Origin of the sequence: Citrobacter sp. XY323, from assembly GCF_025106035.1 — a bacterium.
In the GTDB taxonomy this organism is placed as follows: domain Bacteria; phylum Pseudomonadota; class Gammaproteobacteria; order Enterobacterales; family Enterobacteriaceae; genus Citrobacter; species Citrobacter braakii.
Map to the genome: position 1 here is coordinate 621,534 of NZ_JANYUK010000004.1, position 21,411 is coordinate 642,944.

The 21,411-nt window shown below is 53.2% G+C and carries 16 protein-coding genes and 1 tRNA gene; 7 read left to right on the forward strand and 10 right to left on the reverse strand.

The genetic code is table 11. From position 1 onward, the window contains the following. Window positions 1-62 precede the first annotated feature (62 nt). From ptsP to glk, 6 genes are all read right to left on the reverse strand, one after another. Window positions 63-2,558 carry a phosphoenolpyruvate--protein phosphotransferase gene (ptsP, locus tag N0B36_RS09385; protein ID WP_259687133.1) on the reverse strand — a complete coding sequence of 832 codons (2,496 nt, stop codon included), beginning with the start codon at window positions 2,556-2,558 and terminating at the stop codon, window positions 63-65. Between the two features lie 23 nt (window positions 2,559-2,581). After that, window positions 2,582-3,622 (reverse strand): aminopeptidase, encoded by a 1,041-nt coding sequence (gene ypdE / locus N0B36_RS09390; protein ID WP_200051577.1) that lies wholly within the window; start codon window positions 3,620-3,622, stop codon window positions 2,582-2,584. Continuing rightward, window positions 3,622-4,707, reverse strand: a complete 1,086-nt coding sequence (gene ypdF, locus N0B36_RS09395) for an aminopeptidase (protein ID WP_259687134.1) — start codon at window positions 4,705-4,707, stop codon at window positions 3,622-3,624. The genes ypdE and ypdF overlap by 1 nt, the downstream gene beginning before the upstream one ends. Before the next feature lie 17 nt (window positions 4,708-4,724). Next, window positions 4,725-5,972 carry a PTS fructose transporter subunit IIC gene (locus tag N0B36_RS09400; RefSeq protein WP_016157076.1) on the reverse strand — a complete coding sequence of 416 codons (1,248 nt, stop codon included), beginning with the start codon at window positions 5,970-5,972 and terminating at the stop codon, window positions 4,725-4,727. 20 nt (window positions 5,973-5,992) lie between these two features. Beyond that, complete coding sequence (locus tag N0B36_RS09405) at window positions 5,993-6,319, reverse strand: PTS fructose transporter subunit IIB (RefSeq protein ID WP_003028254.1); 327 nt, start codon at window positions 6,317-6,319, stop codon at window positions 5,993-5,995. Between the two features lie 220 nt (window positions 6,320-6,539). Then, on the reverse strand, window positions 6,540-7,505 hold the full coding sequence (gene glk / locus N0B36_RS09410; protein WP_016153902.1) for a glucokinase: 966 nt from the start codon (window positions 7,503-7,505) through the stop codon (window positions 6,540-6,542). Between the two features lie 204 nt (window positions 7,506-7,709). Here glk and N0B36_RS09415 point away from each other — a divergent pair, with 204 nt between their 5' ends. Beyond that, complete coding sequence (locus N0B36_RS09415) at window positions 7,710-8,945, forward strand: ion channel protein (protein ID WP_259687135.1); 1,236 nt, start codon at window positions 7,710-7,712, stop codon at window positions 8,943-8,945. Here N0B36_RS09415 and N0B36_RS09420 read toward each other — a convergent pair whose 3' ends face one another. Continuing rightward, entirely contained in the window at window positions 8,946-10,598 is a 1,653-nt protein-coding gene (locus N0B36_RS09420; RefSeq protein WP_047358784.1) for an alpha-keto acid decarboxylase family protein, read from the reverse strand. 182 nt (window positions 10,599-10,780) lie between these two features. Between N0B36_RS09420 and mgrA the strand changes: the two genes are divergently transcribed. From mgrA to N0B36_RS09445, 5 genes are all read left to right on the forward strand, one after another. After that, entirely contained in the window at window positions 10,781-11,779 is a 999-nt protein-coding gene (gene mgrA / locus N0B36_RS09425) for an L-glyceraldehyde 3-phosphate reductase (RefSeq protein ID WP_016153905.1), read from the forward strand. A gap of 128 nt (window positions 11,780-11,907) precedes the next feature. Beyond that, a complete protein-coding gene (ypeC, locus tag N0B36_RS09430; protein WP_016153906.1) occupies window positions 11,908-12,237 on the forward strand; it encodes a DUF2502 domain-containing protein YpeC in 330 nt (109 codons plus the stop codon). A 402-nt stretch (window positions 12,238-12,639) separates the two neighbouring features. Continuing rightward, window positions 12,640-14,199, forward strand: coding sequence for a PTS transporter subunit EIIC (locus tag N0B36_RS09435; RefSeq protein ID WP_016153907.1), 1,560 nt, complete (start codon window positions 12,640-12,642; stop codon window positions 14,197-14,199). 16 nt (window positions 14,200-14,215) lie between these two features. Further along, window positions 14,216-15,568: an adenylosuccinate lyase family protein gene (locus N0B36_RS09440; protein ID WP_049281513.1), complete on the forward strand. Its 1,353-nt coding sequence runs from the start codon at window positions 14,216-14,218 to the stop codon at window positions 15,566-15,568. Next, window positions 15,561-16,772: an N-acetylglucosamine-6-phosphate deacetylase gene (locus N0B36_RS09445; RefSeq protein ID WP_200046902.1), complete on the forward strand. Its 1,212-nt coding sequence runs from the start codon at window positions 15,561-15,563 to the stop codon at window positions 16,770-16,772. Before N0B36_RS09440 ends, N0B36_RS09445 begins: the two co-directional genes overlap by 8 nt. On the opposite strand, the gene N0B36_RS09450 is transcribed toward N0B36_RS09445, so the two are convergent. Together N0B36_RS09450 and N0B36_RS09455 are read right to left on the reverse strand one after the other, a co-directional pair. Then, entirely contained in the window at window positions 16,765-18,312 is a 1,548-nt protein-coding gene (locus N0B36_RS09450; protein ID WP_153690165.1) for a hypothetical protein, read from the reverse strand. The two genes, N0B36_RS09445 and N0B36_RS09450, sit on opposite strands and share 8 nt — an antisense overlap. Window positions 18,313-18,395: 83 nt before the next feature. After that, window positions 18,396-19,634 (reverse strand): Nramp family divalent metal transporter, encoded by a 1,239-nt coding sequence (locus N0B36_RS09455; protein ID WP_259687136.1) that lies wholly within the window; start codon window positions 19,632-19,634, stop codon window positions 18,396-18,398. A gap of 344 nt (window positions 19,635-19,978) precedes the next feature. On the opposite strand from N0B36_RS09455, the gene nupC reads away from it, so the two are divergent. Continuing rightward, window positions 19,979-21,181, forward strand: a complete 1,203-nt coding sequence (nupC, locus tag N0B36_RS09460; protein ID WP_016153912.1) for a nucleoside permease NupC — start codon at window positions 19,979-19,981, stop codon at window positions 21,179-21,181. A 153-nt stretch (window positions 21,182-21,334) separates the two neighbouring features. Here the strand turns inward: nupC and N0B36_RS09465 are convergent. Next, window positions 21,335-21,410, reverse strand: a tRNA-Ala gene (locus N0B36_RS09465). Between the last annotated feature and the right edge of the window lies 1 nt (window position 21,411).

The window sequence follows — 21,411 nt, forward strand, 5'->3', positions numbered from 1 at the left end:
GTCGCGTTCATCCAGCCTGCAACCAGATCGTCGCAGGCTGGAGAGCGCTCTTTCAGTGAAGCTTAAAACGTCAGTTCCGCCTCCAGCAACGCGAGAATACTGTCGGCATTTTCAGCGGCAAACAACGACTGGCGGAACGGCTTGTTCACCAGCTTACGCGCCAGCTGCGAGAAGACCTTCACGTGGTTAATGCCTTCATCAGCCCCCAGCGTCAGCATGATAACCAGTTCCACTTCGCCCATCTCTGACTGCCAGTCAACGGGATGAGCAAGCCGGGCAATACTGATGCTGGAATGGCGGATCCACTGGGACTTAGTGTGCGGAATAGCCACACCAAAACCGACAGCAGTGGTGACTATCTCTTCGCGCTGCCAGATATCTTCCTCCAGCTCAAACGGATGTTCAGTTCGCCCATTAACACCCAGATTGCCGCACAGAAACTGAATCACCTGCTCTTTGTTACTCAGAGATTCACCAACAAAGATGTTCTCCCGCGCCAGCAGCGGACGCACGTCTTTCTGCGGTGCAAACTGGTTGAGCAGATCTTCTATCTCTTGAGCGCTACGGCACTCACAGGCCCGTATGGCGAGTTCACGGCATGCCTGGCCCTTCAGTTGACGAAGCTGACTTTTCACCGCCGGAATACGTGGACTGCTCATGCTCAGCTCGTCGAGTCCTAAGCCCAGTAGCAGCGGTAAATAGCGTCCTTCGCCCCCCAGTTCGCCGCAAATGCCCACCCATTTACCGCGTTCGTGCGCCACGCGGACAATCTGCTGCAACATTCGCAGGAACGACGGCGTAATCGGGTTGTACAACGGCGAAACGCGCGGGTTATTACGATCGACGGCGTACAGGTACTGGGTCATGTCGTTTGAACCAATACTGAAGAAATCCACCTCATCGCAGAAATGGTCAATGATGTAACACACCGACGGCACTTCAACCATAATCCCCAATGAAATTGTCGGAGCATGGCGTAAACCGTCGGCTTTCAGTGCCACCAGCGCTTTTTGCAGTTCGCTTTTTACCCACAAAATCTGGTCAAGGCTGTGCACCATTGGGATCATCAGCTGCGCATTGCCGAAGGTTGCCGCACGTAAGATGGCGCGCAGTTGCGTGCGAAACAGTCCGGCAAACTCTGGATAAATTCGCACCGCGCGGTAGCCCAGGAAAGGATTCTCTTCCTGCGGAATATTGAGGTAACGGATATTTTTATCCCCCCCAATATCCATGGTGCGAAAGATAACCGGCTTGTCGCCCGCGGCCAATAAGACCTGCTGGTAGGCTTCAAACTGTTCCTGCTCGTCGGGAGCGCTGTCGCGGTCCATAAACAGCATTTCAGTACGAAACAGCCCAATCCCTTCCGCGCCATTGGCAAACGCCCCCGGCGCTTCCAGCGCGGTACCGATATTCGCTGCAACGTCAATACGCTGATTATCTTTGGTCAGCGCGGGCTGAGCGGCATCCAGCGCCTGCCGCCGCTGGCATTCATCGGCCAGCTTCTGCGCAATCGCGTAATAACCGCGAACCGCATCGTCTGGATTGATGGCCAGTACCCCACAGCGGGCATCCAGTACCGCATGCTGGCCTGCATAGCGGCTAATGGCCTCCAGCGGCAAGCCGCTAAGCACCGGTATAGCCGACGCGCGAGCGAGGATCAGGGTGTGCGAGGTGCGCCCTGTCTTCTCCAGGATCATGCCTGACAGATGCTGCAAATTGAGGCTTAAAAACTGGCTGGGCGTCAAATCCTCAGCGACCAGAATCGTCGGCTTATTCAGCACCAGCGCATTGCGCGGACGTCTTTCAGGCCAGGTGATGTGCAGCAGCTGTTCGCTGATATCACGGATATCGCTAACGCGCTCGCGCAGGTAATCGCTACCGGAGGCCGACAGCTTGTCGCACACCTGCTCCATATTGGCGATAATCGCCGCCCCTAACCCCAGATGCTGCTCCCGCATTAAGCGACGAATATTCCCGGCAAACTCGTCGTCCTGAATCAGAGACAGATGGGCGCTGAGGATGGTTTTACTCTCACCCTCACGCTCGCGCAGTTGCTGATTGAGCTGTTCGGCAAGCGTCGCCAGACTATGCTCCAGCCGGGTATTGTCTTCCGCACTCGGCGCAATTGCGCGATAGCTTTCCAGATTATCGCTCTGCCAAAGCGTGAGCGAACCCGCCCCTACGCCCCCTGCCAGTACGGTGCCATAAAGAAGGTCTGGGTTGAGGCGAATCAGCGAACGCGGCAACGGATGTGCCGCCAGTTCCGCTGGCGTCGGCTGAACGCTGTCGCTGTCAATAAACCGGTGCAGGAGGTACTCCTCCAGTGCTCGCCGGGCCTGTTCTTCATCGCGACCGGTGATGGTTAAGCTACAACTGTCATTAAACAGCGTCCCGGTGCCAATCAGCGCCAGCGAACTTTTCGCATCTGCCCTGGCGTTCTGGCGATGGTTAAGAAATATCACCTCACTTTGCCACTGGCTGCACTGCTCTTTCAGCTCCCACGCCGGACGCGCATGCAGGCCATTGGGTAGCGGGCAAAGAAATTGAATCGTTAGCATAACAACTCCTGTTTAGCGCGAAATCAGCACCTGAAATCCGTCAGATGAACCACGGTTTCGCACGTAAGATGTGAAAGAAGAGCCGACAACAACTGCTGCGTCTGGATGATGTCACGGCAGTCGGCAATCGACGCCGCGCAGTGTCCATGCCGCGTAGCTGGCCCCATGACAACCGTGGGGATCCCCGTGCCGCTTACGTGCACCGCCCCGCCATCAGTGCCGCCGTTACTGAACATGTCAAGCTGCAGGGTAATGCCCGCATCGGTGGCCACGCTTTCAACCCACGCCGTCAGCTTTGGCGAGGCAATCAGCGATTTATCGCTTAACACCAGCATCGGGCCATTACCAATCTGCCGATGGTTGGCCGCACCATGATCAAAGTTTTTGGCCCAGCAGGCGGTATCCAGCACGATCGCCACATCCGGGGCGACCGCACGTGCTGCCGTTTGTCCTCCGCGCAGTCCCACTTCTTCACTGGAACTGGCCACCAGCCAGACCTCACATGGGAGAATGGCGTTATGCCATTCGCGCAGCAGCGCCACCAGCAAATAACATCCAAGTCGATCATCAAAGGCTTTGCCCATGACTCGCTGGTGCGGCAAAACCTGAAACGTCGTGTCAAAGGTGACGCGATCGCCAGGGCGTACGCCGGCCTGAAGTACCTCTTCATAAGACCGCGCGCCAATGTCCACCTGCAGCGCACTGACGTCATTACCGCTGCGCTCTCCGTCGAGCAGACCGGGAATTTTGCTCTCTTCACGGGTAGTGATCCGCACCGGCTGCAATTGCCTGGCCGCCATACGCACATTTCCCACCGGCAATACATCGATCGCTCCTTCGCTGGAAATACTGCGCACGATAAATCCCACTTCATCCATATGCGCGCAGATCATTACCTTCGGACCGGTTGATTCATTCAGACGGATCAGCACCGATCCCAGGCCGTCAAAGCGCACCTCTTTATGCAGACGATCCGCCTCTTCAAGCAGGATCTGCCGCACTTCCTGTTCTGAAGAGGCGATCGCGTCCGCCTCACTCAGCGCCTTCAGTAGCGATAAGTCCATTACGCCTCTCCCGTGTGTAACAATGTCTTCGCCATGGTGTAGAGCATCTCGCCGCCGTCTGGCGTAACCAGCACCACATCCTCAATACGCACGCCTCCCTGCCCCGGCAGATAAATACCCGGCTCAACGGTGAGCAGCATGCCAGCCGCCAGAAGCGTCGCGTCGGTGGGGGAAAAACGGGGATTTTCATGCACCTCAATGCCGATAGCGTGTCCGGTATTGTGACCAAACTCATCACCATAGCCCGCCTGCGTAATGACCTGCCTGGCTGCGGCGTCAACCTCATGGCAACGCCGACCTGGTCGAATTGCTGCCACCGCCGCCCGCTGCGCCGCCAGGACAATCTGATACACGGAAAACAGCGGGCTTTCTTCCGCTGGCTGGTTTGCGTCTGGGATGCGAAAGGTTCTCGTCATATCCGAACAATAGCCCTGATACTGCGCACCAAAATCCAGCGTGATGAACTCACCCGCCTCGACACGCTTGTCGCTGGCTTTACCGTGCGGCAGCGCGCCGCGCCAGCCGCTGGCGACAATGGTGTCAAAAGAGGGTTTGTCTGCACCGAGCGTGCGCATGTACCACTCCAGTTCAGCGGCGATTTCGCGCTCACTGAGGCCAGGTTGAATAAAGCGGCGAATATGTTCAGCACTAAGGTCAGCTATCCGGCAGGCTTCGCGAATGCAGGCTATCTCCTGCGCCGTTTTTACCTGCCGGAGCACATCCGGCACGGCACTCACTAGTCGGGCACGCAGTTTGCCCGACCATCCATTCACCGTATTCCAGCTTACCTGCTCGCCTTCAAATCCCACCGTCTGCAGCTTTTCGTCAGCAATAATGTGATTCACCCGTGAATACAGCGTCTGCGCGCCATCAAGTAGATGGATCTGATAGCCCTGAGTACGCGTAGCGACATCGGTGTAGTAACGGGCGTCGACCAGGATATGCGCGCTTTGATGGCTGATAAACACAAACCCTGAACCGCTGGAGATCCCCATATGCGGCTGTTTATTCTGTCGCGATGACAGCAGCATCGCATCGAGATGTTGCGCCGTTAGCCAGTCACGCAGCGAGGCAAGTAAGCTCATGGTCACAATCCTTCTAATCAGAGGCTTTCAATCAGCAATTTGCCTTTGCGGTACATCATGTTGCGCAGGAACACCACCATCAGCGCCGTAATCACCGCACCTAACAGGATCCCCGCCATATAGACGCCGAGGTTAGTGACCAGCGGCCATGCCCAGATAGCCGATTCCGGGAACCACTGCACCGCCCCCAGCCAGACGGCAGCCGTCGATCCGACAATAGCGCCAACCATATAGGATGGAATTGCCGTGATGGGGCTTTCCAGTGCAAACGGGATCGCCCCTTCGCTGATGCCCATAAACGCGAGGAACATTGCCGTTTTCCCTTGCGGGTAGAGCTGTGCGTTGAACAGGCGTTTGCCAGTTAAGCGCCGGTCGAGAAGCGTAGCCAACCCGAGGCCAATTGGAGGAATCACGATGGCAATAGAGCGTGCGGTTACCGGCAGAACGTGATCGGTAGTAAAGCTGAAGGCGACAAATCCTGCGGCTTTATTAATCGGACCGCCGAGGTCAATCGCCGTTGCCGCAGAAATCCCCATCGCGTACATCAGCGTGCCTTTCTCTCCAGCCGCCGTCAGCAGAGAACGAATTCCGCCGTTGATCCACCCGCCAAACGGCGTTATCACGTAATACATCGCCAACATGACGAAGATCGCGGAAAGAATGGGCAGTAAAAAGGTGGTTTTGAATGCCAGCAGGAAATCAGGCAACTGGATTTTTTGGTTCATCCACTTCACCAGATACCCGGCGACAATCGAGATAATCAGCGCGCCAATAAAGGTTGACGGGACGGGGGCACTGGTTGCCCATTGCAGCGTCGCTGGGTCAAAATTCAGTATCTGCGTGGGCTGAGTGGACATCAGTCCACCAATGAACCCCGCCGGAAACGCCAGCTTACCGCCGATAGAGTTGGCGACAAACGCGGCAAACATCGGAATAGCAAAACCAAACAGCACGCCGCCAAAAGATTGCGACAGCCAGGCAAACTTCAGTAATGAGAGATTAAAACCGCTGAATTTTCCGCTGTTCAGCGCATCCATGATGCCGGTGTCAGCAGGAATATCGAGCCAGCTATAGGCGATCAGTTGCGAGAAGGCGAGAATTACCCCGCCCATAATTAACGTCGGTACCATGCGCGAAATACCCGACATCACATGCTGCGGAAGTTCGCCCCAGAAGCTATTGTGGGAGGCCGGTGGATTTTTTATTGCCGCTGCCGCACCAGATGCGCCAGGCACAACGGTTGCACTGCGTTTTTTAATGGCCATACGTAATTCCCTGTCGATGATTATTGTTGTTCAGCGGCAACCATCTCTTCGATCTCTTTGATGATGCCGGCTGCATTTTTTATCGCGTCCTGTAACGTAATTTCGTAGACGTCACGCGACTCAAAACGCTCGTTATCTTCCGGAGTAACGGCAACAGAATGGATGATCAACGTTGCCTCTGCGATATCCTGCGCCGTCAGGCGATTTTGAATTCCGTCCGCACCCTGGGTTTCAATTTTCACTTCATAACCCGCTTCAACCGCGGCTTCTTCCAGCGCCTGAGCCGCCATAAAGGTATGGGCCAGCCCCATTGGGCACGCGCAAACGGCAATCAGTTTTTTGCTCATAATCATTTCCTCGTAATAGTTAACGAGTGAAATTATGGTCCGGGGAAAGTAACGACCGTTATCAGACAAATAATGCTTTTACTGGACAAATAATCCCGCCATTCGGAAATGTGACGAAGGTCGGAAAGGCGGGCGGCAGGCATAAAAAAACCGCGTAATAACGCGGTCTTGCGGGATATGTGTAAGCCGGATAAGCGCTGTGCACCGTCCGGCGTTGGTCTTACAAAATATGGCCCAGCGTCTGGCGCAGATGCGCACCGGAACCAAGCAGGCCCGGGTTATCATGCACGATCAGATATACCGGAATATCCTGTACGTAGGCTTTAAAACGCCCCTTATCTTCAAAACCACCACGGAAACCCGAAGCTTTAAAGAAGTCGAGGAAGCGCGGTACGATGCCGCCCGCGATGTACACACCGCCAAACGTGCCCAGCGTTAACGCCAGATCGCCGCCAAAACGCCCCATGATGACGCAGAACAGCGACAGCGCGCGACGACAGTCGATACAGGAATCAGCCAGCGCACGCCCGGTGATATCCTTTGGCTGCAGATTTTCCGGCAGGCGCCCGTCTGATTTGACGATGGCGCGATACAGATTAACCAGCCCCGGACCTGACAGTACGCGCTCTGCGGAAACGTGACCAATTTCCGCACGCAGGACCTCAAGGATAATCCCTTCTTCTTCGCTGTTAGGCGCAAAATCCACGTGACCGCCTTCACCGGGCAGGCTAACCCAGCGTTTATCTACATGCACCAAATGCGCCACGCCGAGTCCGGTACCTGCGCCATAGACAGCAATCGGCTTGCCTTCAACAGGTTCCGCACCGCCAAACTGGATCAAATGCTCTTTCTTCAGCATCGGGATCGCCATCGACACGGCGGTGAAATCATTGATGATTTCCAGATGACTGAAGCCCAGATTTTTTTTCATCTCAGCAATAGAGAATGCCCAGGTATGGTTGGTCATTGCCACCCAGTCACCGGTAATCGGACAGGCAATGGCAATACAACCATCCTCAACGCTGACGCTATGCTCATCCAGGTATACGCGTACTACCGCCTCGAGGCTTGGGTAATCCAGCCCGGAATAGGTTTTTGCCTGCGAAATCTCGCCGCTGGCAATGTCGCACAGAGCAAGACGCGCGTTGGTGCCGCCAACATCACCTACTAAAGCATATTTTGTCATTCTTCCACTGCTCCGCTAAAGTCAGAATAAATCTTTGCCACACTGTAAATTCATGGGGGCATAACAACAACGCCCTGAAGGCTGATGCCCGTGGAAAATCGATCCAGATCACATAATTACTTTATCGTTTCAGCACCATTTGCAGCGATGCGGTTGCGCAGGCTGTGCAAACTATGTCTATGACTCTGTTTTAAGGAATAGAATATGCTTCATCCACGAGCCAGAACGATGCTCTTGCTATCAACTCCTGCGCTAATTATTGGTATTGCCTCCAGCCTGGTGTTGATCGTTGTGATGAAAGTGGCGTCCGTTTTACAGCAATTTTTGTGGGAACGCCTGCCCGTTAGCATCGGTATTGCCCAGGACTCTCCGCTGTGGATTATCGGCATGCTGACGCTCACGGGGATCATGGTCGGGTTAGTTATTCGCTACAGCCAGGGTCACGCGGGACCGGATCCTGCCTGTGAGCCGTTAATTGGAATGCCGGTCCCCACCTCAGCAATTCCGGGCTTGCTGGCAGCGCTCATCCTCGGCCTGGCGGGTGGCGTCAGTTTGGGTCCGGAACACCCGATCATGACCGTGAATATCGCACTGGCTGTGGCGCTCGGCAGCCGTATGTTTCCCCGCATTGCTAAGCTGGACTGGACCATCCTCGCCTCTGCCGGCACCATCGGCGCGCTATTTGGCACCCCCGTTGCCGCCGCGCTGGTCTTTTCACAAACGCTGAATAGCTCGGACAATGTTCCTTTGTGGGATCGCCTGTTTGCACCGTTAATGGCCGCCGCCGCGGGCTCGCTGACCACCAGTCTGTTTTTTCACCCCCATTTTTCACTGCCCATCGCGCACTACACGCAGATGCATGTGATCGATATCCTCAGCGGTGCGGTCGTTGCCGCCATCGCCATTGCCGCCGGGATGGTGGCTGTCTGGTGTCTGCCACGTTTACACCATTTAATGCATCGATTGAAACACCCGGTCCTGATTCTTGGGGCTGGCGGCTTAATCCTCGGCATTTTAGGCGTTTTCGGCGGACCGCTTACCTTGTTTAAAGGACTGGACGAAATGCAGCAAATGGCATTTAGCCAGACGCTGGGAGCATCGGATTATTTCATGCTCGCCGTGATCAAATTGGCGGCATTAGTGGTTGCAGCTGCGAGTGGTTTTCGCGGCGGGCGAATTTTCCCGGCAGTATTCGTTGGGGTCGCGCTTGGCCTGATGCTGCACGCCCACGTTGAAGCGGTGCCAGCGGCCATTACCGTCTCCTGCGCGATTCTTGGACTGGTGCTGGTCGTCACCCGTGACGCCTGGCTGAGCCTGTTTATGGCAGCAGTGGTGGTGCCAGATTCCACCCTGCTGCCGCTGCTGTGCATCGTCATGCTGCCCGCCTGGCTGCTGCTGGCGGGCAAACCGATGATGATCGCCGAGCGTACCGATAAGTAGTTAGCCTCCGTTACGCGTTTCAAGCGCACGGGTCACCGTGCGCAATAGCTCAGGAAGATCGGCTTTCGGTAGCACCACCTCAATTAACGACAATCGTTGCGGATGGGACAAACGGGCCAGCACTTCTTCCAGTTGTACCGCCTGCTCCACACGCCAGCACTCCGCCTGACATTCACGACGAAACGCCTGCGGCACCTGCGTCCAGTTCCAGGCGGCGATATCGTTATAGCGCTGATTTGCCCCATGTATAGCCCGCTCCACGGTATAGCCGTCATTATTTAGCAGCAAAATAACGGGAGATTGCCCGTCTCTGAGCATAGAGCCCAGTTCCTGAATGGTGAGCTGCGCCGCACCATCGCCAATAATCAGGATCACCCGGCGGTCCGGGCAGGCGGTTTGCGCGCCAAATGCAGCCGGGAGCGCGTAGCCGATAGACCCCCACAGCGGCTGAACCAGCACCTCCGCTCCACCGGGTAGCGTGAGCGCAGCCGCGCCAAATGCAGCGGTCCCCTGGTCGACGAGGATAATGTCATTGGGCGCCAGATATTGCTGCACCGTATGCCAGAAATTTTCCTGCGTCAAAGGTCCCTTCTCAACCTGAATACGCCTAACTGGCGGGCGTTCTGGCGGCAGTGAAAAGGACATCTCCAGACACAGCTCCCGCAAGGTGGTTACCGCCTGCTCCATCGGGACGTTAAACCAACGGTTTCCAATCCGTGAGGCATGTGGCTGCACCTCAATCGTGCGCTCCTGTGGTAACTGTTGCGTAAACCCGGCGGTCAGAGTGTCAACAAATTGTGTGCCAACACATACTATCGTGTCGGCATCTTCTATCGCCTGACGTACATAGTCGCTGCTGGCTCCAGCGCTGTAGGTGCCGACAAACGCCGGATGGCGCTCATCGAATAGCCCTTTGCCCATCAACAACGTGGCGTGGGCCATCGGCGTTTCCGCCATCCAGCGTTGCAATACCGGCTGCAGGCCAAAGCGTTGCGCGAGAACGTCTGCCAGAAGCGCTACGCGCGGGCTGTCCAGTAACCGCTCGCGGGCATGGTAGCGAAACGCTTCTGCCACGCTGCTTTCTGGCTCGCTCAGAGGAACAATCAGGATGTCATTCGGCGGCGTGGTCCGCTGTTTTGCCACATCAGCAGGTAACATCAGATAGCCCGGTCTGCGTTCGATGAGCATTGTTCGCAGCACGCGGTCAATTTCATAACAGGCGTTTTGTTCATCCAGCACTGCGCTGGCCGTCGTCACCGCCTGCTGCATACGATAAAAATGCTGAAAATCACCGTCCCCAAGGGTGTGATGCATCAACTCCCCACGACGTTGGGCACCGCGACAGGGCGCGCCAACAATATGCAAAACAGGAACATATTCCGCATAACTTCCCGCGATACCGTTAATCGCGCTTAACTCACCCACGCCAAACGTGGTGAGCAGCGCCCCCACCCCGGATACCCGGGCATAGCCATCCGCAGCATAAGCCGCATTCAACTCGTTCGCACACCCGACCCAACGTACGCTGGGATGTTCAATCACGTGATCAAGAAACTGCAAATTATAATCGCCAGGCACACCAAAGAGATGGCCAACACCACAGCCTGCCAGCCTGTCCAGCAGATAATCAGCAACGGAATACGGGGTTTGCATGACAGCTTTCCTTCTGACGGTAACCTCATGTTGAGTATCGAAGAACTGTGATGACTGTCCAGGAAAGTCGCTGTGAAGGGGGTGGAAAGCAAGATGTACAGTTTTCATCCCTAAATTTAATTGCAGCTGGCCTTGTGTAAACGTATACACTCAAAGTCACACCTTATCTGACAGGAGGCTATATGGCTTATCAGGCTGCTGAAAATCGTTATCAGACAATGGAGTACCGCCGCTGCGGTCAGAGCGGCCTCAAGCTCCCGATTGTATCACTGGGGTTGTGGCACAATTTTGGTGATACCACGCAGGTCGAGAACAGTCGGGCGCTGTTACAGCGTGCATTCGATCTGGGGATCACCCATTTTGATCTGGCGAATAACTATGGTCCACCGCCGGGTTCAGCGGAGCGAAATTTTGGTCGCATCCTGCAGGAAGATTTTTTACCGTGGCGAGATGAGCTGATCATCTCCACCAAAGCGGGTTACACCATGTGGGAAGGCCCTTACGGGGACTGGGGCTCACGCAAATACCTGATTGCCAGCCTCGACCAAAGCCTGAAGCGTCTGGGGCTGGAGTATGTCGATATCTTCTACCACCATCGCCCCGACCCTGAAACACCGCTCAGAGAAACCATGCGCGCGCTGGATCATATCGTCCGTCAGGGCAAAGCGCTGTACGTAGGCCTCTCTAACTATCCGGCTGAACTTGCCCGGCAAGCGATTGAAATACTCGACGATTTAGGTACGCCATGCCTTATTCATCAGCCTAAATATTCTATGTTTGAGCGTTGGGTCGAAGAGAGCCTGCTGTCGCTTTTACAGGAAAAAGGCGTCGGTAGTATCGCCTTCTCACCGCTGGCTGGCGGGCAGTTAACCGACCGCTATCTGAACGGTATTCCTGCGGATTCTCGCGCCGCAAGCACCAGCCGTTTTCTGAATCCGGACCAGATCACCCCACAAAAACTGGAAAAAGTTCGAGCGCTGAACGCACTGGCAGAGCGACGGGGACAAAAGCTGTCTCAGATGGCGCTCGCGTGGGTTCTTCGGGAAGACAAAGTTACGTCTGTGCTGATTGGCGCCAGTAAACCGGCGCAAATTGAAGATGCCGTCGGCATGCTGGCAAACCGTCACTTTACGCCTGAAGAGTGCGCGGAGATTGATGCCATTCTGAGTCGGTTGAAATAAAGACACATTTATTAACAAAAAGTGCTCTCACTTGCGATTTAAGAGTTGTGGCGATGAAACGGGGCTTTACTGCCCCGTAATATTACGTTAACAGGCCGGCTACGGCTCGATCGTGAAGGAGAGAAAACATGTTCAGGTCACTGATTCTGGCGGCAGTCTTAATGGCTTTTACACCGCTGGCCGCGAACGCTGGCGAAATCACCCTGCTGCCATCAATAAAATTGCAAATTGGCGATCGCGATAATTACGGTAACTACTGGGATGGCGGCCGCTGGCGCGACCGGGATTACTGGCACCATAACTATGAGTGGCGCAAAAATCGCTGGTGGCGTCATGACAACGGCTACCATCGTGGCTGGGATAAACGCAAAGCTTATGAACGCGGCTATCGAGAAGGCTGGAATGACCGTGACGACCATCGCGGTCGTGGGCGCGGCGGTCACGGGCATCGTCATTAAGAAAAGGAACCTGCGATAACAGAGAATTTTTAACAATGGCAAAGGGTTCCGTTCACCGTATGTTCATTGTATCTCTGAACCCCTCATTCCCGTAACGGGCAAGGGAGGCTCACCGTCTCCCTTGCCACCCAGGCTTCCGGCAGGAAAAATCGTCACTTCGTGATCCATTCGCCTTATGTCGTCTTCCTTCGGATCGCTTCAGTACGCTGACTTTCAGTTCAATCCGTTTCGCTTTAATAAAAAATACCTTTGCGGCTAATCAACCCTTAAGTGACCAGCATTAGCCTGCAGGCTGCTTTTTTATGGTCAAATCCTGCGCTTTTTATTTTTCACTATTTGCCCTTGAGCAAAAATCTCCTGAACGTATCTTATCCTCAAGAGAATTCACGTCAGGATTAACTTATGAATGCTAATTTTAAGAATGAAATTCAGACATTCGGTCGATCGCTATTATTACCGATCGCCGTACTGGCGCCTGTGGGGATGGTCATGGGAATTAGCGCTGCGTTAGGGCAGAGCTATATGATTGATAAACTCCCCTTTCTGGGCAATGAAATTTTCAGAGCAATTCTCTCTTCTCTGGGATTAATCAGCAGCGTCGTTTTTAATAATATTCCTTTACTGTTCGCGATGGGTGTCGCCTATGGCATGTCTAAAAAAGAAAAAGGGATTGCTGTATTTGCGTCCGTCGTGGCTTACCTGACTCTGCTTATCGCCATGCATGTGCATCTTAAGCTGGCGGGTACGCTGGCGAAAGAGGATATGGCTTTCGTCGGACAGGGAATGGTATTAGGTATTCAGACGCTGAAAATCGAAGCGCTGGGCGGCATTATTGCCGGGCTGCTGGCAGCTAAAATAACCGACCGTTTTTACCGGCTGCAATTACCTCTCGCTTTCGCCTTTTTCAGCGGTAAAAAATCCGTCGCGATCTTAGCCATTGCTTTTTCCATTCCCGTCGGCTTGATCATTCCTTTTATCTGGGATCTGTTTACCGCAGGTATGCGCGCCATATCAACAATAATGATGGCACCCAACATTGGTGCAGGTATTTATATGACGCTCAATCGCCTGCTAATCCCGTTTGGCCTGCACCACGTCCTCAGTTCCACCGTGCGTTTCACCGCGGCAGGCGGTACGTACCTGATTGACGGGCAGACCTATGTCGGTATTTTACCCGCTATCAATAAAATCCTGTTTGAGCTTGGTCCCACCCATCCGGCATGGAAAGAGTATATGCCGACGCTCACCAGCTATCTTGCCTCATCACAAATGCTCACGACGCTGTTCCGCGTTCCGGCGATTGGTCTGGCGATGTACCACATGGCCTATTTCAAGAATAAGAAATTTGCCAAAGGGATGATCCTGACCGTGGTGCTGACCGCCATGCTGGGGAATATTACCGAACCGCTGGAGTTCTCCTTCCTGTTTATCGCGCCAAAACTCTTTATTGTCTATGCGGTACTCTGTGGCTTATTGACCATTCCACTGCAATTACTGGAAGTCTCCATCGGCTATATTCGCGGCACCATTTTTGATTTTGGTATTTTCGGTTTGATGTATGAACACACCCAATGGATTAATTTAATTATCCTCGGCGTGATTAACTTTGTTGTCTTCTATTTCGTCTTCCGCTTCGCGATCGGTAAATTTGATATTAAGACCCCAGGCCGCGAGAGTGAAATCGCTGACAGCACCTTACTGAACAATAAAGAGTACGACAAAGTCGCCGAACTGGTGATTCAGGGGCTGGGCGGGACAGACAATATCAAGCGCGTTGAAAACTGCGTTTCACGGTTACGTATTGATTTGAAAGATCAGAAAAAAATGGACATGGCCATTCTTAAAGAATCTGGCTCGCTGGGAACCTTTATCCCCTCCAGCAACCATGTTCATGTGGTATTCGGCCCACACGTAGAATTTGTCCGTAACGCGGTAGACGACCGCCTCGTCGGTGCGAAATAAATTCAAGGAGATAGTAATGCGTGCACTGTATGATTCAAAAAGCAAAACGATCGACGATCGAGGAATGAAATCTCTCCTCGCGCAGCCAGCACGGGTACAGTCATGGCTCGATGTTGAAGCCGCCCTGGCTCAGGCTCAGGCCGGACACGGCATGATCCCCGCCAGCGCCGCTGTCAATATTACCGCTAACTGCCACGTGGATAAGATTGACCTGACGGAAATGGAACGCCTGCTGCGCGAGATTGGTCACGGCTTCGTTCCGGTCATCAAAGTACTGGTCAAAGCCTGTGACAGTGAAAGCGGAAAATACGTGCATTACGGCGTCACCACGCAGAATATTCAGCAAACCGCACAGCTTTATCTGGCAAAGCAGTTCGATACCATCATGCAGGGTTTTGTGGACGATATACTGCGTAACCTGGCAAAGATGGCATCTGACCATAAAGCAACGATTATGGCCGGACGTACCCACGGTAAGCACGCGCTGCCCATCACCTGGGGCTATAAAGCCGCCGTGTGGATTGATGAGTTACTGAGCGCCCAGCAGCGCATGCGGGAAGCGGAAAAACGCGTCTTTACCGTGATGATGGGGGGAGCCGTGGGCGCCTTCCACGCGACCGGTGAAACCGGCCGCCGGGTTCAGGATAGCGTTGCCCAAAAGCTGGGAATGCATTCAATGGCGATTCCCTCCCGCAACTCGCGCATTTACCGCACTGAATACATCAGTAATTTGTGCCTGCTGGCGACGACGTTACACAAAATAGCCGAAGAGGTTTATCAGACCTCAAGTGAAGAGTTTGCCGAAGTTTCAGAAGCCTTCACTAAAGGCACCGTTGGCAGCAGCACCATGCCGCAAAAAGTGAATCCTAAACTGGCGAAGGGGATCATCGCCAACGCGCAGAAATTGTACTCAGTAATGACCTCCTGCCTGTATGTCAGCCCACGTCCCTTCGAAGCAGACAGCTCCGCTTACTTTATCTTTGACGGTAATATCCAGGAGAGTATGGAGCTAATGGCTGAGATTGTGATGCGAGCCGAAGAGTTGACGCGAACGCTGGTCATCAATCCTGGGCGTATGCGCCAGAATGTGCAGTTAACGCATGGTCTTATTAATAGCGAAAAAATCATGATGCAGCTGGTGGAAAGGCTGGGCAAAGATGCCGCACATGAACGCGTCTACCAACTGGCAATGCGCAGCACGCATGAAGGCATCCCCTACGCTGATGTGCTGCGTGATGACCCTCTTATTCGCCAGCACTTTAGCGACTCAGAAATTAATACGCTGCTGGATCCTGCTCACTACATCGGCCTTTGCGCAGAAATCGCCGAGGAAACGGCCGCTCGCGTATGGGAGAAAGACAATGGCTGATCCCCTGCTTTCTCTGGCAAGTGAACGCATTGTCACCCCGAATGGAATCGAAAGCGGCTATCTGCATATTGAAAGCGGACGTATTTCTGGCCTCGACAGTACACCGCGAGGAAAAATCGTCGATTATCGCCATGCCATGCTGATGCCCGGTTTTGTGGATATTCACGTTCACGGCTGGGGGAGAGGGTCGTTTGCCTGGAGAGGTGAACGCCGTTCTTTGCAGGCGATGAGCCGGGATCTGGTTAACGCCGGGGTTACCGCGTGGCTTGCAACATCAGCCACCCAGTCGGAAACGTTCTTGCTGGAGAGTCTTTCCACCGCCGCAGACTGGATTGCAGACGCAAAAGCGGAAGATGGTGCCGAAGCGGTGGGTATTCATATGGAAGGCCCCTTTATTAACCCTGCATACAGCGGAATGCAGAGCAAGGACGCGATTCAACCACCCGGTATCGAAGGATTCAAACGCTATCAGCACGCCGCGAGGGGAAATATCCGTCTGATGACGCTCGCACCTGAACTGCCGGGCGCCCTGGCGCTAATCCGCTATTTACGCCAGTCAGGCGTCACCGTGTCAGCCGGTCATACCGACGCCACCTTTGATGAAACCACCCTCGCCATTGAAGCCGGTTTAACCCACTTTACCCATGCCTTTAGCGCCATGCGCGGGCTGCATCACCGGGAGCCTGGCGTGGTGGGGGCGCTGATGTACCATCAGAATACGTATGCCGAGGTGGCAAAGCAGAGCGGGATTACGTTGCGACCAGAAGTGTTCGACATTCTCTATCGGTTGAAAAAAGATCGCCGGTTGGTCATGGTCAGCGATTGTCTGGGATATGTGGATTTTCCCGAAGGATCTGAATTCCACCATTACCTGCGCCAGGAGACGTTTCGCATTCACAATCATTGTCTTGAAATCACCGACCACAGCGGAAAGACCCGAACGGTTTCACCCACGGAGTGGTCCGAAGTGTGCAAACTGGAGATGAGCTTTCTGGACTCCGTGAAAAATGTGGTCGACAGGCTGGAAAAAGGCTGGGTTTCAGCCGCGCAGATTGCCTGCCTTAATCCGGCAATCCTGGCGGGTGTTGACGCGAGAAAAGGCAGCCTGACGTCAGGAAAAGATGCCGATATTCTCGTGTTGGGTGCAGAGTTAAACCTGGAAGCCGTCTGGTGTCGCGGCGTTTCGCAACCTCTGGCTAAATAAAAATATCACTGTAATGCGTATCAAGAAAAATTTTTAACGCCTCCTGGCTCATTCCCTGAACCTGCTGAATAAAGTCCTCAGCAGGTATTTTTTTGCGCGCGGAGGGAAGTCCATTTTCGCGTAATAACAGGAGATCGTCCTGCGTGAGCCAGAAATTCACTTTGACATAATCCAGCCCTGCGTAGCGGAGATGACTCGATATCTTGTTTGTAAAGGTAATCAGCAGGTCGAATTCGAGCTGCTGAAGCCGCGCAATCTCGTTGATGTTGATGCAGGCGGGGATTTCAATATGGAAGCGGGAGAAAAGCATCTCTTTAAAATAGCCGACCTTACTCTCTGACGAGTTCGTCACAATAATGACCCGCTTTTTCTTATCGCCAACAACCCGATTTTTGAGCGCATACTTTTTGATAATCAGCACCAGGGTTGCCAGGTGAATAGCAGAAAAGGTCGTTTGCCAGTGATGTTCAATCTCCTTCACCGCATACTGGACATGATCCCATAGCTCAGGATAGCGTCGCTGGACATCATGGAGCTTTTTATCATCGAACCAGAGATGAAATTTATTCTGGATGATGGCGGCATAGATAAAATTATAAATCTCCGCAAACCAGGCGTGCTGATTGTGAATGGTGTTCTCCAGACATCCGGCTAAAGCGTGACAGGTGCGCTTAACGTAAGAGACCAGCCGGGCGTCGTATAATGTGAAGGGGCGATGAGTAAACGTCAGTGAAGCAATCAGCAGATCCAGACAGATATTTTCATCCGCATCAGGCAATACGGCATAAGGAAAGGTTGTCAAAAACTCAGCCGCCGAACTCTCCGTAATTCTGTGTCCCCTGCGGATACGGTGCAGGGCAAGGCTAAGATAGACCAGTAAGTATTTTCTGCCGTTATATCCCAAGGCGATGACCGGACTGATTTTATCTTCGTAATAGTCTGCCGCCTGGTTTATCTCTGCAGCACACTGATGAAGAAACTGTTCGGCAATCGAACGGCCTGTCGGCTCATTGGCCTGGTGGGCGATAAGTCGGTGATCCTCACCAATTTCGACCGTTTTTAATATCGTCATGCACGCCGCCAGCCGCAGCTGGAACTCATCCCCCGCAAGCCGGGAGCCCTTACGCGGGATACTTTGCACAATCAGATCGCGTTCCTGCACCAGGCTCATCATGACGGGATTATCATTTTTTACCGTTCCCGCGCTGACATAAAATTTTTTGTAATAATCATTTTTATTCACCACATCGTGCAAACAGAGCGCCACAAAGAGATCCTTCACCCTCTCTTCTGCCGTAGTGATATAGCGATTAAACTGGACGCGCGCTAAAAACTGTCGGTATTCGCTGTAGCCAATCCGGGTGGTAATAAACTGATTATCCTGATGTAGCTGGACATTTTCTGGCAGAAGTTCATTGAGCTCTTTCATTGTCCGTTTTAGCGTGGAGAGCGTTTTACCGAAACGCTCGACAGCCTCTTCAACGGGGAGCGGACTGTTGTCCTGGAGATATTTCAGGAAAGAGAGATCAAAGTGATTCATGAACGCCTGCCAGTTAATTATGCAGGGCACATAATAGAGGAAAAGCTCAATTAAAACCGTGACCCGTCGCGAGTCACGGTTGATTATAGCCCCATCGCCGTGCCTGCCAGTAGCCAGAGATTGAGCGCCACGACCAGTATCACAATGACCCAGCCAATCTGTTTAACGCAACGACGATTGACCAGATCCCCCATCAGCTTACTGTCGCTGGTGAAGATCAGCAGCGGCACCAGCGCCAGCGCGATACCAAAACTGAGCAACACCTGACTCATCACCAGAATACGGGTCGGATCCAATCCCATCAGAATTACAATAAATGATGGCATCATGGTGACGGTACGGCGTACCCATAGCGGAATGTGAAAACGGATAAACCCTTGCATCACCACCTGCCCCGCCAGCGTACCGACCACGGTAGAAGAGAGTCCCGCAGCCACCAGGCTTAAACCAAACACCGTCGCTGCAGCGTGACTCAACAACGGTTCAAGTGTCAGATACGCCTGATCGAGATCGGCAATACCGGTATGCCCGCTAAAATGAAATGCAGCGGCAGCCGTCGCCATCATCGCCAGATTGACAAATCCGGCAATCGTCATGGCGATAGCCACATCCCATTTAGTGGCCGCATAGCGCTGTTGGCGTGTTCCGCCGTGCAAATGCTGAGTTAAGGAAGAGTGCAGATAAATGACGTGCGGCATGATAGTCGCACCGAGTACCCCAGCGGCCAGGAACACCGCTTCGGAATTAGGCAGGCTTGGGATCACCATTCCCTTACTAAGCTGCGCAAAGTTCGGTTGGGAAAAAACCAGCTCCACAATGTAAGCCGCGGCCACAAACAGCAGCAGGCCGCCAATCACCTTTTCCAGCGGTTTTTGACCGCGACGCTGCAGCATCAGAATTAAGAACGTCGCGATACCGGTGAGTACGGCCCCTTGCAATAAGGAAACGCCGAGGATCAGTTTGAAGCCAATCGCAGCGCCAATAAACTCAGCAAGGTCTGTTGCCATAGCGATAATTTCTGCCTGCACCCAGTAGAACCACACCACCGGGCGAGGATAGTGATCGCGAATTTGCTCCGCCAGGTTTTTACCCGTAGCAATGCCGAGTTTTGCCGACAGCACCTGAATCAGCATCGCCATCAGGTTTGCCCAGACCACCACCCACAGCAATTGATAACCAAAGCTGGCCCCTGCCTGGATATTGGTGGCGAAGTTACCCGGATCGATATAGCCGATCGCCGCAATGAACGCAGGTCCCATTAATGCGAGCTTCAACTTGCGCGCTGCCCGCCCACTGCCACTCTCAACGCGATCGTTAGTCATTTTAGTGCCTCAGAAACATAGCCTTTGCTATATTTCAAGCTACGCCTACTGAGAATGATTATCAAATTCATTTTAATGGGTGACGTTGATTTCTCTGATAGCGTTTGTCTATGGATCGATAAGGATTCTGGAAATACCGGCGAGATGTTTAATTATTGTTATGAGAATAGCACAATGACATAACTTTTCACTTCCATACTAAACATAACGGAAGTGTATCACCGATCACTAATTTTGAATCTCGTCACAGGTCCTTATTATAGTGTGTGTTTGATCTCGTTTTCTTTATGGTTGTTACATAGAATGTGCACGAAAACTAAACCTGCCTCATATTTGGAGCAAATATGGACCGCGTTCTTCATTTTGTCCTGGCCCTTGCCGTGGTTGCGGTACTCGCACTGCTGGTAAGCAGTGACCGTAAAAAAATCCGCATTCGTTATGTTATTCAATTGCTTGTTATCGAAGTGTTACTGGCATGGTTCTTCCTGAACTCTGATGTCGGTCTGGGCTTCGTGAGAGGCTTCTCCGAGATGTTTGAGAAACTGCTCGGGTTTGCTAATGAAGGGACAAACTTTGTCTTCGGTAGCATGAACGATAAAGGCCTGGCATTCTTCTTCCTGAAAGTGCTTTGCCCGATCGTCTTCATCTCCGCCCTGATCGGTATTTTGCAGCATATCCGCGTACTGCCGGTAATCATCCGCGCGATTGGTTTCCTGTTATCCAAAGTAAACGGTATGGGCAAACTGGAATCCTTCAACGCCGTCAGCTCTCTGATCCTGGGTCAGTCTGAGAACTTTATCGCCTATAAAGATATTCTCGGTAAAATGTCTCGCAACCGTATGTACACCATGGCAGCAACGGCGATGTCGACCGTTTCCATGTCTATCGTCGGCGCCTACATGACCATGCTGGAACCGAAATACGTGGTTGCGGCGCTGGTTCTGAACATGTTCAGCACCTTTATCGTGCTGTCGCTGATCAACCCTTACCGCGTTGATGCCAGCGAAGAAAATATCCAGATGTCTAACCTGCACGAAGGCCAGAGTTTCTTCGAAATGCTGGGTGAATACATTCTGGCTGGTTTCAAAGTGGCAATTATCGTTGCGGCGATGCTGATTGGTTTCATCGCACTGATCGCTGCCCTGAACGCCCTGTTCGCCACCGTGACCGGTTGGTTTGGCTACAGCATCTCCTTCCAGGGCATCCTGGGTTACATCTTCTACCCGGTTGCATGGGTGATGGGTGTGCCGTCCAGCGAAGCGCTGCAGGTGGGCAGTATCATGGCGACTAAACTGGTTTCCAACGAATTCGTTGCGATGATGGATCTGCAGAAAATCGCCGCTACGCTCTCCCCGCGCGCAGAAGGCATCCTGTCCGTGTTCCTGGTTTCCTTCGCTAACTTCTCTTCCATCGGTATTATCGCCGGTGCGATTAAAGGCCTGAACGAAGAGCAAGGTAACGTGGTTTCTCGCTTTGGTCTGAAGCTGGTGTACGGCTCTACGCTGGTGAGCGTACTGTCCGCATCTATCGCCGCACTGGTGCTGTAAGTGTAAGACAACGTCGCAGTGATAAGACCGGGGAGATTCATATTCTCCCCGGTTTTTTTATGCCTGCGATTCAGCAAACCAAAGAGATAAAGAGTAAGAACTGGCAGGATGCAGAAACAAAAAACCCCCGCTTTTCAGCGAGGGTTTAAATTTTGGTGGAGCTAAGCGGGATCGAACCGCTGACCTCTTGCATGCCATGCAAGCGCTCTCCCAGCTGAGCTATAGCCCCA